We start from the raw sequence: 14,600 nt of genomic DNA, 5'->3' as shown, positions 1-14,600 counted from the left end.
GTGGGCGCGTTCTACGACGCCGAGGTGGGCAAGGCGGGGCTGAAGATCACGCAGTACTCGCTGCTGTCGTACATCACCAAGCTCGGGCCGATCCGCGCGGTGGAACTGGCGCAGCAGATGCACATGAGCGCGTCCACGCTGTCGCGCAACCTGCGCCCGCTGATCGACGCGGGCTGGGTGGAGCAGGCCGCCGGGCCGGACGCGCGCAGTTGGCTGATCCAGGCCACGGCCGACGGCCAGGCCAAGCGCGCCGAGGCGCAGCGCCGCTGGCGCGCCGCGCAGGAGACGGTCAACCACCGCCTGGGCGCGGAGCGCGTGATCGCGCTGCACGCGCTCATCGACGAATCCCTGGCGCTGCTGGACAGCGCGGAGGCGCCCCATGACGAACCCTGAACCCCGCGCCCGACTGTGGTGGCTGGTGCTGCTGGCCGCGGCCGGCGCCTTCGCGCTGACCATGGGCACGCGCCAGACCATGGGCTTCTTCCTGTCGCCCCTGAACACCGCCACCGGCCTGGGCGTGGGCAGCATCAGCCTGGCCTTCGCCTTCGGGCAGCTCTGGTGGGGCCTCACCCAGCCCTTTGCGGGCGCCTTCGCCGACCGGGTGGGCGCGGGCCGCGTGCTGGTGATCGGCGTGCTGCTGGTGGCGGCGGGCACCTTCCTCACGCCCTACATGACGACGACGCTGGGCCTGATCTTCGCGCTGGGCATCCTGGCCGCGGGCGGGGCGGGCATGGCGGGGCCTTCGGTGCTGATGGCGGCGGCCAGCCGGCACATCGCACCCGAGCGGCGCGGCATGGCCACGGGCATCGTCAACGCCGGCGGCTCCTTCGGGCAGTTCGTCATGGCGCCCATCGCGGCCGGGCTCACGGCCAGCCTGGGCTGGATCGGCGCGCTGCAGGCGCTGGCCTTCATCACCCTGCTGGCGCTGCCGGCGGCCTGGGTGCTGCGCGGGGGGCCCAGCGGCGCGGCGAAGGCGGCGGCCCCGGTGGCACTCCCCGCGCGCGAGGCGCTCAAGCGCGCCTTGCAGCACCGCGACTACCTCATGCTCGCGGCCGGCTTCTTCGTCTGCGGCTTCCACGTGGCCTTCCTGGCCACGCACCTGCCGGGCGTGGTGGCGGCCTGCGGCCTGCCCGCGCCGGTGGGCGCCTGGGCGCTGGGCATCATCGGTCTGTTCAACATCGTCGGCAGCCTGGCCATGGGCTGGGCGGTGGGACGCTGGCGCATGAAGTCGCTGCTGTCGCTGGTGTACGCCACGCGCGCACTGGCCGTGCTGGTGTTCCTGTGGGCGCCCAAGACGGAGGCGGTGCTGCTGGTCTTTGCCGCCGTGATGGGCCTGACTTTTCTGTCCACCGTGCCGCCCACGGTGGGCCTGGTGGCCAAGTTCTTCGGCATGGGCAACATGGCCATGCTGTTCGGCGCGGTGATGTTCGCGCACCAGGTGGGCGGCTTCCTGGGCGCCTGGCTGGGCGGGCGCGTGTTCGACGCCACGGGCAGCTTCGACTGGGTCTGGTACGTGGACATCGTGCTGGCCATCGGTGCCGCGCTCATCCACCTGCCGATCCGCGAGGCACGGCCCGCGCCGCGCGCGGTGCCCGCCTGAACCCTCAAACCGGCACCGTGTAGTTCAGCGCCATGCGCCCGCCGTCCACCGTGACGATCTCGCCCGTGACGTAGCTGGCCGCGTCGCTGGCGAGCCAGGCCACCACGTCGGCCACTTCCTCGGGCTCGCCCAGGCGCTTCATGGGGGTGCGGCTGAGGATCTTGCGGCGCGCGTCGTCGCTGGTGAGCACGGCCTGCGCCGCCAGTTCGGTGGCGATGGTGCCCGGCGCCACCGCGTTGACGCGGATGCCGTGGTCGGCCAGGGCCAGCGCCATCACCCGCGTGAGCTGGTTGATGCCGCCCTTGCTGACGTTGTAGCTGGCGATGCTGGGAATGGCCATGACGCCATTGACCGAGCTCATGTGCACGATGGAACCCCGCACGCCGCCCTGCACCATGGCGCGCGCCACGGCCTGAGCCATCAGGAAGGCGCCCTTGAGGTTGACGCGCAGCACGGCGTCGAAGTCGGCCTCGCTGATGTCCAGGAAATCGGCCGCCTTGAAGATGCCCGCGTTGTTCACCAGCACGTCGATGCGGCCGGCCTCGTCGAGCACCTGGGCCACCAAGGCATCCACCTGGGCCTTGTCGCCCACGTCGCAGGCGATGAAGCCACCGCCGAGTTCGTGCGCCAGGGCCTCGCCGGGTTCACGCGCCAGGTCGGCGATGACCACGCGCGCACCCTCGCGCGCGAAGCGGCGTGCGCAGGCCGCGCCGATGCCTTGCGCGCCGCCGGTGACGATGACGACGCGGTCGTGGTGGCCGAAGTGGATGGCGTTCGGGTCGGTCATGGGGTGCATCTCCGTCATCCGCAGGCCATGCAGGTGGCCAGGGCCTGGTCGACGCGCGCGCGCGTCTGTTCGCTGAGGTGGTCGAGGAAGACCTGCGTGCGCCGCGGCATGAACTTGCGGCTGGGCAGGGCGGCGTACATGGTGAGCCGGTTGGTGATCCAGGGGCTGAGCACGCGCACCAGGTCGCCGTCGGCCAGCAGCGGCGCGGCCAGCTCCACCGACGTGGCCGTGATGCCCGCGCCGTCGAGCGCGGCGTGCATCAGGGTGTCGTTGTGGTTGGCCCAGAGCACGGGCTGCACCTCGACCTCCACCGCGCGGTCGTTCTCGTTGGCGTTGAGCAGGCGCCACTTGCTCGTGCGCCCGGTGCTGGGCTTGAGGCGCAGCACGTCGTGCTGCGAGAGGTCGTCGGGCCGCGCAGGCTGGCCGCGGCGCGCGATGTAGTCCGGCGATGCCAGCAGGATCCCTTCGGTGCTGATCACCTTGCGGGCGATGACGTTGGAGTCGAAGGTGGCGTCGGCGCCGATGAGGGTGATGTCGTAGTCCTCCACCGGCGGCTCGCGGTGGGACTCGACGTCGATGTCCAGGCGGATCTTGGGGTAGGCCTTGCGGAAATCCGCCACCAGCGGCGCCAGCACGTGCGTGGCCAGCACCGGCGGCGCCAGCAGGCGCAGCACGCCCGCGAGCTCCTGCGTCTGCGAGCTCACCAGCGCGCTGGCTTCTTCCAGGTCGAGCAGGATCTGGCGCACGCGGTCCAGATAGACCTCGCCGGCATCGGTGAGCGAGACCCGGCGCGTGGTCCGGTGCAGCAGGCGGGTGCCCAGGTGCTCCTCGAGGTCGGCCACCAGGCGCGTGACCACGGCCGGCGAGAGATCGAGCGCGCGCGCCGCGGCGGCGAAGCCGCCTTCGTCCACCACCTTCTGAAAGGCGCGCATGGAATGCAGACGGTCCATGGTGTTGAAGTGGGCCTTGAGAGGCCTTGACTGTTGCGAAAACCGAAACAGTTTAGCGCGATGGGGCGGCGGCCGGCAGGTCGATGCGCACGCTGAGCCCGCCGCCCTCGCGCTCGTCGAGCGCCAGTGTGGCGCCGTGCTGCGCCACCACCCGCGCGACGATGGACAGGCCCAGTCCACTGCCCTGGCCGTCCTCGTGGGACGGGTTCAGGCGCACGAAGCGGCGCAGGACCCGCTCGCGGTCGGCTTCGGGGATGCCAGGGCCGGTGTCGCTCACGCCCAGCCGGACGCGCCCGCCCTCGGCCGTCACCTGCACGTCCACGCGGCCGCCGGCGGGCACGTGGCGCAGGGCGTTGTCCACCAGGTTGTTCAACAGCACGCGCAGGTCTTCTTCGTCGCCGGGCACCCAGGCCGCTTCGCTGGGCGCCAGGCCCAGGTCGATGCCGCGCGCGTCGGCGCGTGCCGAGAAGGCGGCCACCACCTCGGCCGCCAGCGTGTCCAGGCGCAGGGGGGCGGGGCGGCGCTCGCGCACGCCGGGCTCCAGCCGCGCCATCTGCAGCAACTGGGCCACCAGGTGCGTGGCGCGCTCGATGCCCCGGTCCAGTTCGTCCAGGGCCGCTTCTCGCGTGGCGTCGCCGCTGCGCCGCGCGATCTGGGCCTGCAGCTTCACCGCGGCCAGGGGCGTGTTGAGTTCGTGCGCCACGTCGGCCAGCAGCGTGCGCTGGCTGCCCAGCAGGGCCTCCACGCGCGACAGCAACTGGTTGAGGGCCTCGCCCAGCGGCACCAGTTCCTCGGGCAGCGCCTGCGTGCCCACCGCGCGCAGGTCACCGCCTTCGCGGTGGCGCAGGTCGCGGCCCCAGGCGTTCAGGGGTGCCAGCGCATTCCTCACCGCCGCGTGCATGAGCAGCCAGATCACCAGCACCAGCACGCCCAGCGGCACCAGCAGCCCGGGCAGGATCTCGCCGAAGCGCTCCAGGCGATCGGCCGCGGTCACGGCCACTTGCACGACCTGTTCGCGTTCGACCAGGGTGTAGATGCGCCAGTCCTCGCCGTTCCAGCTCGCCACGTTCAGGCCGGGGGACTGCAGCGGCGGCCCGCCCGCGGCCAGGGAGCTGTAGATCAGCTGCCCGCCGGTGGTCCAGATCTGCGTGGTGAAGTGGCCCAGGTCGGTGGACGGGCCATCGGGCGGGTTCGGCGTCGGCGCCTGCGGGCTGGCGTGGTCCGGCGCGGGGCGCATGCCGTGGCGGACCACCGAATAGGCGATCGATTGCAGCACGCTGTCGCGCGAGCGGTTGAAGCCGTCCCAGGCCAACTGGTAGCTGATGAGGCCCTCGAGCGCGGCGGCGATCACCAGCGCCCCCAGCTGCCACAGCAGCAACCGCTGGCGGATCGACTTCATTGCGGGGGCTCAACCAGCTTGTAGCCCACACCGCGCACGTTGCGTATCCAGGCCGCGCCCAGCTTGCGGCGCAGGTGGTGCAGGTGCACCTCGACGGCGTTGCTGAGCACCTCGTTCTGCGGGGCGTACAGGCGCTGCTCGAGCTGTTCGCGCGAGAGCACCTGGCCCGGGCGCTCCATCAGCGCGGCCAGCAGGTCGAACTCGCGCGCCGACAGCGGCACGCGCTGCTCGCCCAGCGTGACCTCGCGCCGCTGCGGGCTCAGCACCAGGGGGCCCAGGCGCATCTCCGGCTGCGGGCGGCCTTGCCGGCGCCGCGCCAGCGCGTGCACGCGCGCGATGAGCTCGTCCAGGTCGAAGGGTTTGGTGAGGTAGTCGTCGGCGCCCAGGTTCAGGCCGGCGATGCGGTCGCTCACCGCGTCGCGGGCCGACACCACCAGCACGGGGATGTCCAGTGGTTGCTCGCGCATCCAGCGCAGCAGTTGCAGGCCGTCCTGGCGCGGCAGCCCGATGTCGAGCAGCAGCACCTCGTGCCCGCCGGCCTGCAAGGCGGTTTGCGCGGTGGCGCCGTCGCGCACCCAGTCCACGGTGAAGCCCGCCATGCCCAGGCCCTTTTCGAGGCCCTGGCCGAGCATGGTGTCGTCTTCGGCGAGCAGGAGTCGCATGCGTCTTCTGGCAAAAGGCCGAGTGTGCGCGAAAACCGCGAGCGGACCTGTCGCCGGGCGCATCTGTAGCGGCATCTGGTAGAACCCGGCGGTTGCCGGAGCCCCACATGAGCACCTTCACCCGCGTCGTTCTGTTCACCGACACCGACGGCCGCGCCCGCTTTCGCGAGGAAGCGCTGGCGCTGGACGGCGGTTCACCCGCCGCGCGCCTGTCGGCGCTGCTGCCCGCCAGTGGCCTGGTCCTGCGCGAAAGCCCGGTGGGTTTTTGCAGCGATTTCCATTGCACCGACGCGCCGCAATGGCTCATCGTGCTGCGCGGGCGCATGGAGATCGGCCTGCGCGACGGCACGAGCCGCGTCTTCGGCCCGGGCGAGCACTTCTATTCGGCCGACACCCTGCCCGCAGGCGCCACCTTCGACGCGGCCGTGCACGGGCACCGCAGCCGCCAGGTGGGCGACGAGCCGCTTGTCACGGCTTTCGTGAAGACCTGACGCGCCTCGCCAGAAGCGGTGTGACCCAGAGGTGCCGCGGAACCGGCTTTGCCGGGCCGCAGGCGCCGCCCCCTTGAGGGGGTCGCACGAAGCGCGGCGGGGGTGGGCTCAGTTGTTTCCGATGCGGCCGTAGTTGGTGCGCAGCGGATCGACGTTGCCCTCGCCGCGCTGACCACCGCCACCACCGCCGCCCTTCTTGTTGCGGTTCTTGCCCCGGTTGCCCGTGCGCATGGCGTCGATGCCAGTGCGCAGCGGATCGGGCTGGCCGTTCGGGTTGGCCTGGCGCGGGCGGGGGTCGCGGATGCGCAGGCTGCCCAGGTGGGCGTTCGGTCCGGGCTGGCGCTCGTGGCCTTCCTCGCCGTCCATGCGCGGCGGGCGATCGGCGCGCGGCGGACGGTCGCCGCGCGGGGGGCGCTGGCGCTGCTGGCCATTGCCCGGGCCGTGGTTGAACTGGCCGCCGTTGCCCTGGCCACCGCCCTGCGGACGCGGGCCCCGTGCCTTCTGGCCCTGGCCGCCGCGCGGCTGGCCATCGCCCTGCCCACGGCCCTGGCCCTGGCCTTCGTTGCTCTTCTTCTCGCGGATGCGCTGCACCATCTCCTGGCGCGCGGCCTTGGCGGCCGCGGCCATCACCTCGCGGCTGGGCGGCTTGCCCGCGCCGCCCCAGATGGTCTGGCGACCCATGGCGATCGGCTCGGCCTTTTCGCCGGGCTCGGGCATGTACTCGGCGAACATCTCCACCGGGATCTGCTGCTTGGTGAAGCGCTCGATCTCCATCATGAAGCCTTCTTCGTCCAGACTCACGAGGTTGACCGCCTGGCCTTCGCGGCCCGCGCGGCCCGTGCGGCCAATGCGGTGCACGTAGTCTTCGCAGATGTTGGGGATGTCGTAGTTGACGACGTGCGGCAGCTCGTCGATGTCGATGCCGCGCGCGGCGATGTCGGTGGCCACCAGGGCACGGATCTCGCCGCTCTTGAAGCCGGCCAGCGCCTGGGTGCGTGCGCCCTGGCTCTTGTTGCCGTGCAGCGCCATGGCGGTGATGCCGTTCTTGTTCAGGTAGTCGGCCACGTTGTTGGCGCCGAACTTGGTGCGCGTGAACACCAGCACCTGGCTCCAGTTGTGCAACTGGATGATGTAGACCAGCAGGGCCTTCTTCTTGCCGCGGCCCACGGGGTGGATGACCTGGGTGATGCGCTGCACCGTGGTGTTGCGCGGCGTCACCTGGATGTGCTGCGGGTCCTTCAGCAGGCCCTGGGCCAGGTCGCGGATCTCGTCGCTGAAGGTGGCGGAGAACAGCAGGCTCTGCTTGCTCTGCGGCAACAGGGCCAGCACCTTCTTCACGTCGTGGATGAAGCCCATGTCGAGCATGCGGTCTGCCTCGTCGAGCACGAGGATCTGCACGTTCGACAGATCGAGGAAGCCCTGCTGCTGCAGATCGAGCAGGCGGCCCGGCGTGGCCACGAGGATGTCCACGCCGCGCTTCATGGCGTCGATCTGCGGGTTCATGCCCACGCCGCCGAACACCACGGTGGACGACAGCTCGACGTGCTTGCCGTAGACCCGCACGGATTCCTCGACCTGGGCGGCGAGTTCGCGCGTGGGGGTGAGCACCAGGGCACGGATGCCGATGCCACCGAAGCGGTTTTTCGGCCGCTGGCCCTGCGACAGGCGCTGCAGCAGGGGCAGCGTGAAGGCGGCGGTCTTGCCGGTGCCGGTCTGGGCGCCGGCGAGCAGGTCGCGGCCCGCCAGGACGGCCGGCACGGCCTCGACCTGGATGGGGGTGGGCGTGTGATAGCCGTGTTCATGCACGGCTTGCACGATGGCCGGGGCCAAATTCAGTTCTTCGAATGTCATTGTGTGAATCTGCGCCCTTCCAGGGCGCTGGGGCATCGGCCGCACGGGAGCGCCGCTTCGGGCGCCGCCCCGCTCAGTCGGGGGCCGATGGATTTCAAGGGGAGGTGGTGGCGTCCGCGCGGGAGGCACACCCCAGCAGTCTGCTGGTGCCGGGCCAACTGATGTGCCCGAACGGGGCGTATTGTCGCATGGGTCGATAATCCATGGTTTCGCGCCACGCCCCGCGCTGCAAATTTCCCACAGAACACCATGGCTCAATACGTCTTCAGCATGAACCGGGTCGGCAAGATCGTGCCGCCCAAGCGCCAGATCCTCAAGGACATCTCGCTGTCCTTCTTCCCGGGCGCCAAGATCGGCGTGCTCGGCCTCAACGGCTCGGGCAAGTCCACGTTGCTCAAGATCATGGCCGGCATCGACAAGGAGATCGAAGGCGAAGCGATCCCCATGCCGGGCATCCGCATCGGCTACCTGCCGCAGGAGCCCAAGCTCAACGACGAGCAGACCGTTCGCGAGGCCGTGGAAGACAGCATGGGCGAGGTGCGCCAGGCCCAGAAGCGGCTGGAAGAGGTCTACGCCGCCTACGCCGAGGAAGACGCCGACTTCGACGCGCTGGCGGCCGAGCAGGCCCAGCTCGAGGCCATCATCGCCACGGCCGGCACCGACTCCGAGCACCAGCTCGAGATCGCCGCCGACGCGCTGCGCCTGCCGCCCTGGGACGCGAAGATCGGCTTGCTCTCCGGCGGCGAAAAGCGCCGCGTGGCGCTGTGCTGCATGCTGCTCAGCAAGCCCGACATGCTGCTGCTCGACGAACCCACCAACCACCTGGACGCCGAGTCCGTGGAGTGGCTGGAGCATTTCCTGCAGCGCTTCCCCGGCACCGTGGTGGCCATCACCCACGACCGCTACTTCCTCGACAACGCGGCCGAGTGGATTCTCGAACTCGACCGCGGCCACGGCATTCCCTACAAGGGCAACTACTCCAGTTGGCTGGAGCAGAAGGAAGCCCGCCTGGAGCAGGAGCAGCGCACCGAAGACGCGCGCCGCAAGGCCATGAAGGAAGAACTCAAGTGGGTGCGCTCCAACGCCAAGGGCCGCCAGGCCAAGAGCAAGGCGCGCCTGGCCCGCTTCGAGGAACTGAGCGACGTCGACTACCAGAAGCGCAACGAGACCAACGAGATCTTCATCCCCGTGGCGGACCGCCTGGGCAACGAGGTCATCGAGTTCAAGAATGTCAGCAAGAGCTACGGCGACCGCCTGCTGATCGACAACCTGAGCTTCACGGTGCCCGCGGGCGCCATCGTGGGCATCATCGGCCCCAACGGCGCGGGCAAGTCCACGCTGTTCAAGCTCATCACCGGCAAGGAACAGCCCGACAGCGGCGAGGTGAAGATCGGACAGACCGTGAAGATCGCCGCCGTGGACCAGAGCCGCGATGGCCTGGCCGGCGACAAGACCGTGTGGGAGGACATCTCCGGCGGCCTCGACATGATCACCGTGGGCAAATTCCAGATGCCCAGCCGCGCCTACTGCGGGCGCTTCAACTTCTCGGGCGGCGACCAGCAAAAGCTCGTGAAGAACCTCTCGGGCGGTGAGCGCGGGCGCCTGCACCTGGCCAAGATGCTCAGCGAAGGCGGCAACGTGCTGCTGCTGGACGAGCCCTCGAACGACCTCGACGTGGAAACCCTGCGCGCGCTGGAAGAGGCGCTGCTGGAGTTCGCGGGCTCGGCGCTCGTCGTCAGCCACGACCGCTGGTTCCTCGACCGCATCTGCACGCACATCCTGGCCGCCGAAGGCGACAGCCAGTGGTTCTTCTTCAACGGCAACTACCAGGAATACGAGGCCGACAAGAAGCAGCGCCTGGGCGAGGAGGGCGCCGCGCCCAAGCGCCCGCGCTTCAAGTCCCTCGCGTGAACGAAGAACAGGTCATCGCCGCGACGCGGCACTGGATCGAGAAGGCCGTCATCGGCCTGAACCTGTGCCCGTTCGCGCGCGCCGTGTGGGTGAAGAACCAGGTGCGCATCGTCGTGAGCACCGCGCGCCACATCGACGGGCTGCTCGACGACCTGGACCGTGAACTCGATCTGCTCAAGGACACGCCCGCCGAACAGATCGACACCACGCTCATCGTGCACCCCACGCTGTTCCCCGACTTCGAGGTCTTCAACGACTTCCTCGGCATCGCCGACGAGGTGGTGGCCGAGCACGATCTGGAAGGCGTGATCCAGGTCGCCAGCTTCCACCCCGACTACCAGTTCGAGGGCACCGAGCCCGACGACATCACCAACGCCACCAACCGCTCGCCCTTTCCCACGCTGCACCTGCTGCGCGAGGACAGCGTGGCGCGCGCCGTGGCCAGTGAAGGCGGCGACGCCGAGGCCATCGTGGCCCGCAACATGGACACGCTGCGCCGCCTGGGACCCCAGGGCTGGCGCGAGCTGATGTCGGCGCCAGGCGACACCAAAGCCTGAATTGCCGGGTCGGGCAGGCCTTTTCCCCCTTTTTGGGGATAAGGTGCCGGGGGCACAATGCCCCCGCCGTACGTCGCTGATGCCCTTGCCATGCCCAATCCCCCGCTCCCGGCCCTCGATCTGTGCTTGAAGGAGGCGCTGGACCAGTGCCGGCAATGGATCCCGGTGTGGATCGACCGCGTGCACGCCCTCCTGCGCGAACGCGAGCTGATCCAGACCCAGCCACACGAACGCCTGGCCTTGCTGGAGGCCCACCAGTCGGTGCACCGCCAGCGCGACGTGGTCGCCCGGCAGTGGCTCCTGGCCCTGGCCGAGCGCCTCGAGCAGGCGCCCGCGGCGCCCGGCCAGGCGCGCAAGCCCACGCTCAGCCTCGACGAACTCGAGCTGATGGGCGATGACCAGGTGCACGAGCGCGTGGAAATCGCGCGCGTGCAGCAGACGGCCATGCTCTCCGCCGACGACGCCTTCAACGAGCTCACCTCGCGCCTGTCCACGGCGCAGGGCTTCAAGGTGGTCAACGCCGAACTCAATCCCCTGCGCGTGCAGGTCTTCGTCGAAACCCTGCTCTCGGCCCTCAAGTCCATCGACGTGACGCCGGCGGCGCGAGCGCGCTGGCTGCAGGTGGGCGCCAAGCCGCTGGGCGAATCGCTCGATGTCTTCTATCGCCACCTGGCCGCCTGGCTGGGCGCGCAAGGCGTGCCACCCGCGGGCTACGCGGTGGTCATGGCACCGGAATCGCGCGTCCTGCCGGAGGAGGCGCTGGGTGGACAGGACCTGCTCGAAGGCCCGATGAGCGACCAGGAGGCCCTGCTCACACTCGACCACCTGCACCAGCTGCTGGTGGGCGATCTGGACGGTGGCGACGCCCCGCGGCGCGCCGACGACGGCATGACCCGTGCGCTGGCCGGCGAGGTGGTGACGCTCATGATGCAGCGCATCGCCGGCGACAAGCGCCTGCTCAAGCCCGTGCGCAGCCACCTGCAGGAAATGAAGCCCGCGCTGCTCGAACTGGCCGCCAGCAACCCACGCTTCTTCGCCGACCGCAACAACCCCGCCCGGCGCCTGCTCGACGCCGTGACCGCGCGCAGCCTGGCCTTCGCCAGCGAGCAGGACGAGGGCTACACCTCCTTCCTGCAGGAACTGCGGCACGTGGTGTACGAACTTCGCCGCCCGAGCAAGACCGACCTGTCCGAGCGTTTTCCCACGCTGCTCGACCAGTTGCGCCAGTCCGAAGACCGCGCCGTGCCGCGCGGCGAGCGCGAGGCACGCGGCCGCGCCGTGCAGACCCTGGTGAAGGTGGAGCAGCGCAAGCTGCTGGCCGAGAAGATCGCCAACGAATTCCGCGCCCGGGCCGACTACCCCAGGACGCCCGGCCCCGTGCGCCGCTTCCTCACCGGCGTGTGGGCGCAGGTGGTGGCCAAGGCGCGCATCGACGAGGCCGACAACCCGCCCATGACCTCGGGCGATCCGAACTCCAGGCGCTACGTCGACATCCTGTCCGACCTGCTCTGGTCCAGCCAGCTCGCGCTGGCCAGCCAGAACCGCCCGCGTCTGGTGCGCATCATCCCGCCGGTGCTGCGCACCTTGCGCGAGGGCCTGGACTCGATCGACTACCCGCGCGACAAGGTCGAGGCCTTCTTCCAGACCCTGATGGGCCTGCACGAGGCCGCCTACAAGACCCAGCGCAGCAGCGAAGCCGCGCCCGCGCCCGCCGAGCCGGACGCCAGCGTCTTCAACCCCGACGACGCCGAACTCTGGATGCGCCAGCACGAGGCGAAGGAAACCAACTTCTACGACGAATCGCTGCCCGAAACCACGCAGCCCGGCTTCCAGGCCACGCAGCCCATGCAGCGCGATTGGCTCGACATCAAGGCCGAGATGGTGCTGCGCGACGCCACCTCGCTCGCGGTGGGCAGCTGGTTCGACCTGCAGCAGGAAGGCCAGGCCCTGCGCGTGCAGCTCACCTGGGCCAGCCCGCACGGCACGCTGTTCCTGTTCGGCACCGCCTCGGGCAAGTCCATGTCCATGACGCGCCGCGGCGTGGACCGCCTGATCGAGCAGGACAAGCTGCGCGTGGTGGCCGACCACAGCGTGGTGGACGAGGCGCTGGACGCGGTGGCGCAGCAGGCGCTCAGGAACTCGGGGAAGCGCTGAGGGCGGGCAACCGGCGGTAGCGGCCGCGCTGACGGCGGCGCGGCACTTTCCCCAAGGCGGCCACGGGCCGCCTTTTTCGTGCGTCGGCGGGCGTGCCTCTTCTTTTCATTTGCTTGCCGGGCATCAAGCCTTGTACGGCTTCGTTTGCATGACCACCTCGGGCGGCAAATTAATTTGAACGTCCGATCAATTTCAAGACCCCATGCAATTCATAAGAAATGCATCAAGTTAAGTGACGCTCATCCTGGATATGCTTCGCGGCGAATTTGTTCATGCGATCCGTAGCGTGATCGTCATATGCCGATACCAGTATCCCCGACCTACAATGAGCCTTCGATTTTCACCATTGCATCGCCGTCAGTTTGGATCCGGATTGCTGGGTCACCTGGCATCGGCAGGGAGCGGTTTGGCCTCCGCCACACCGAGGCCGACGTTCACCAGTTCGTCATCTCCGCTCTGTTGCGCCACAACGCCCAAGGCCATGATCTGCAGCTGGTTCACGGGGTAATGCCCGGTCGCAGCAAAGAAGAGGCCGTCGGCGTGATGATGGACCGATTGCGGGTGGGTTACGCGGCGTATTCGGTGATGCTGACCGTGACATCGCAGGCCGGTGTAGCGGGGTGTCAATCGTCAGGCATTTCTGCACAGGCGATGCCGCACGGCTCGGAGCACGCATGAATCCCAGTATCAAAGGCGGGCGAAAGCTATCCAAGGTATTTTCTTGTCGGCGCAGGCTCCGAATGGGCGAGTAGGCTAAACCTTGAGTGGTTCGGCTGTCGGATATTGAATGGGCATTCAAATTATGAATTCATGAATTTTGCAGGCGAGGGGTATTGGCGCTTTTGCACGGGCAAGCGGATCGGCTAAATTGCGCCTCCTATTCTTGTTCGAATGGATGAGGCTGACGCCAGTTCTGCTGGCTCAACATGGGCGAATGCGGGGAATGTCGAGAATGACGAAGTCTGTCAATGAAGGCGAAGATGCGGGCGGGGCCGCTGGTCAGGGCGGTCTTTTCTCCGTGTCGCTCTTCGTCTGGATATTGTGGCCGGCGGTATTTGTCTTGATTTTTCGTGATGCCACGTATGATTTTCTCGGGGCGGCTTTGAAGGACTATTTGTTCTACCCGCCCTCGCTAATAAATATCACGACCTATTGGGGTGGACAAGAGTCTGTGCTTAAGTCGCTATATCTTAGTGCATGGTATGCAAACAGCTTGATGCTTTCCTGTTGTTATCTTCTCTATCTATTGGGTGATCTGCCGAACAGGAGTAAAAGAATTCAGGGGGTGGGTCAACGACTGAAGGCAATTGGCTTGGCGCTATTTGGTCTTGTGGCGTCGTTTGTGATTTATTCGAGTACTGCATTTGAAACAAAGCTTTCCATTACGCACTACGAGCGATTCCTTCTGGATAGCGGCCTCGGCCAGTTTGTGTTGATTCCCTTGGTGTATGTCGGCGCTGCATGTGCGCCTTTTGGTGCGATCGATTTGTTCATTGCTGCATGTCGCAGTTTTGGTTTCAATGAGAAGGGTGATCGGAAATGAGCGATGACAATCAGAATCAAGTGGATGGCACGAAACTCATGGATGTGATGTTTACCGTGTCCGGTGGCGTGTATGGGATGTTCAAAGACAAGGTGAATGCGCTATACACAAGCGGGGCATTACAAGGCTCTCTACCTAAGGGTGCGATTCTGACGGGCGTGGCTTTTGATGTTGCAAACGATGCTGTGAAATTGTCGTTCGCCATATCGTCTGGTGATCCACGAGAGGTCGCAAAGGTGGCGGTTGGTGCTGTGGGTGGCGCGACTGGTACGTATGTCGGCGGTGCCATGGGCGCGGGAATTAACGTGCCCGCGCGCATAAAGCCCGTTTCAGTTCTGGCAGGTATGGCGTTCGGCGCAGCGTTCGGTGACTACATCTCCGAATGGGCCTTCAACACCTACATCTGGCCCGAAGGCGCCACAGCCCCTGGCTCCGGCTCTGCGGGCGGTGTGTCACTGAGCGTGAGCGTTTCCTCCGAACCCATCGTCTCGCTGCCCGAAGCAATCGACATCGCGCCGCCACCAGACGCGCCCACGCGCATCAGCACCGACTATCTCCTGATCGAGCCGGCCAACGCCCACGCCGTGACCGTCAACGCGGGTGGCACCGTCTGGGACGCATTCGCCGTGCAGAAGGGCCAGCCCGGCGGTTTCATCGACTGGAACGACTTCCAGCAAGCCGTGGCGGTGAGCAAC

The 14,600-nt window shown here is 67.9% G+C and carries 13 protein-coding genes; 8 read left to right on the top strand and 5 right to left on the bottom strand.

Annotated elements, in window-relative coordinates; translation table 11 throughout:
• On the top strand, positions 1–393 hold a 393-nt coding region (locus VLG41_RS17520; RefSeq protein ID WP_325350674.1), incomplete at its 5' end, for a MarR family winged helix-turn-helix transcriptional regulator.
• Positions 380–1,600 carry an MFS transporter gene (locus VLG41_RS17515; protein ID WP_325350673.1) on the top strand — a complete coding sequence of 407 codons (1,221 nt, stop codon included), beginning with the start codon at positions 380–382 and terminating at the stop codon, positions 1,598–1,600. The genes VLG41_RS17520 and VLG41_RS17515, both read left to right, overlap by 14 nt.
• Positions 1,601–1,604: 4 nt before the next feature.
• Here the strand turns inward: VLG41_RS17515 and VLG41_RS17510 are convergent, their stop codons facing one another.
• Genes VLG41_RS17510 through VLG41_RS17495 form a run of 4 tightly spaced genes read right to left on the bottom strand, consistent with a single transcriptional unit; the run spans position 1,605 to position 5,398 of the window.
• Positions 1,605–2,387, bottom strand: a complete 783-nt coding sequence (locus VLG41_RS17510; protein WP_325350672.1) for an SDR family oxidoreductase — start codon at positions 2,385–2,387, stop codon at positions 1,605–1,607.
• Between the two features lie 14 nt (positions 2,388–2,401).
• Entirely contained in the window at positions 2,402–3,337 is a 936-nt protein-coding gene (locus VLG41_RS17505; protein ID WP_325350671.1) for a LysR family transcriptional regulator, read from the bottom strand.
• Between the two features lie 52 nt (positions 3,338–3,389).
• Positions 3,390–4,736 (bottom strand): HAMP domain-containing sensor histidine kinase, encoded by a 1,347-nt coding sequence (locus tag VLG41_RS17500; RefSeq protein WP_325350670.1) that lies wholly within the window; start codon positions 4,734–4,736, stop codon positions 3,390–3,392.
• Positions 4,733–5,398 (bottom strand): response regulator transcription factor, encoded by a 666-nt coding sequence (locus tag VLG41_RS17495; RefSeq protein ID WP_325350669.1) that lies wholly within the window; start codon positions 5,396–5,398, stop codon positions 4,733–4,735. The genes VLG41_RS17500 and VLG41_RS17495 overlap by 4 nt, the downstream gene beginning before the upstream one ends.
• 107 nt (positions 5,399–5,505) lie before the next feature.
• Here VLG41_RS17495 and VLG41_RS17490 point away from each other — a divergent pair, with 107 nt between their 5' ends.
• Entirely contained in the window at positions 5,506–5,889 is a 384-nt protein-coding gene (locus VLG41_RS17490; protein WP_325350668.1) for a hypothetical protein, read from the top strand.
• 108 nt (positions 5,890–5,997) lie between these two features.
• On the opposite strand, the gene VLG41_RS17485 is transcribed toward VLG41_RS17490, so the two are convergent.
• On the bottom strand, positions 5,998–7,740 hold the full coding sequence (locus VLG41_RS17485; RefSeq protein ID WP_325350667.1) for a DEAD/DEAH box helicase: 1,743 nt from the start codon (positions 7,738–7,740) through the stop codon (positions 5,998–6,000).
• A gap of 249 nt (positions 7,741–7,989) precedes the next feature.
• On the opposite strand from VLG41_RS17485, the gene ettA reads away from it, so the two are divergent.
• The 5 genes from ettA to VLG41_RS17460 all read left to right on the top strand — a co-directional run.
• Complete coding sequence (gene ettA, locus VLG41_RS17480; protein ID WP_325350666.1) at positions 7,990–9,651, top strand: energy-dependent translational throttle protein EttA; 1,662 nt, start codon at positions 7,990–7,992, stop codon at positions 9,649–9,651.
• Positions 9,648–10,208: a DUF1415 domain-containing protein gene (locus VLG41_RS17475; RefSeq protein WP_325350665.1), complete on the top strand. Its 561-nt coding sequence runs from the start codon at positions 9,648–9,650 to the stop codon at positions 10,206–10,208. The genes ettA and VLG41_RS17475 overlap by 4 nt, the downstream gene beginning before the upstream one ends.
• Before the next feature lie 90 nt (positions 10,209–10,298).
• Entirely contained in the window at positions 10,299–12,362 is a 2,064-nt protein-coding gene (locus VLG41_RS17470) for a DUF1631 family protein (RefSeq protein ID WP_325350664.1), read from the top strand.
• A gap of 952 nt (positions 12,363–13,314) precedes the next feature.
• The gene (locus VLG41_RS17465) at positions 13,315–13,905 is read left to right on the top strand and encodes a hypothetical protein (protein ID WP_325350663.1); all 591 of its coding nucleotides are present in this window, start codon (positions 13,315–13,317) and stop codon (positions 13,903–13,905) included.
• On the top strand, positions 13,902–14,600 hold a 699-nt coding region (locus VLG41_RS17460; protein WP_325350662.1), incomplete at its 3' end, for a hypothetical protein. The genes VLG41_RS17465 and VLG41_RS17460, both read left to right, overlap by 4 nt.

Origin of the sequence: Hydrogenophaga sp., from assembly GCF_035481345.1 — a bacterium.
Classification (GTDB): domain Bacteria; phylum Pseudomonadota; class Gammaproteobacteria; order Burkholderiales; family Burkholderiaceae_C; genus Hydrogenophaga.
This window is presented reverse-complemented; position numbering and strand designations above follow the sequence as displayed.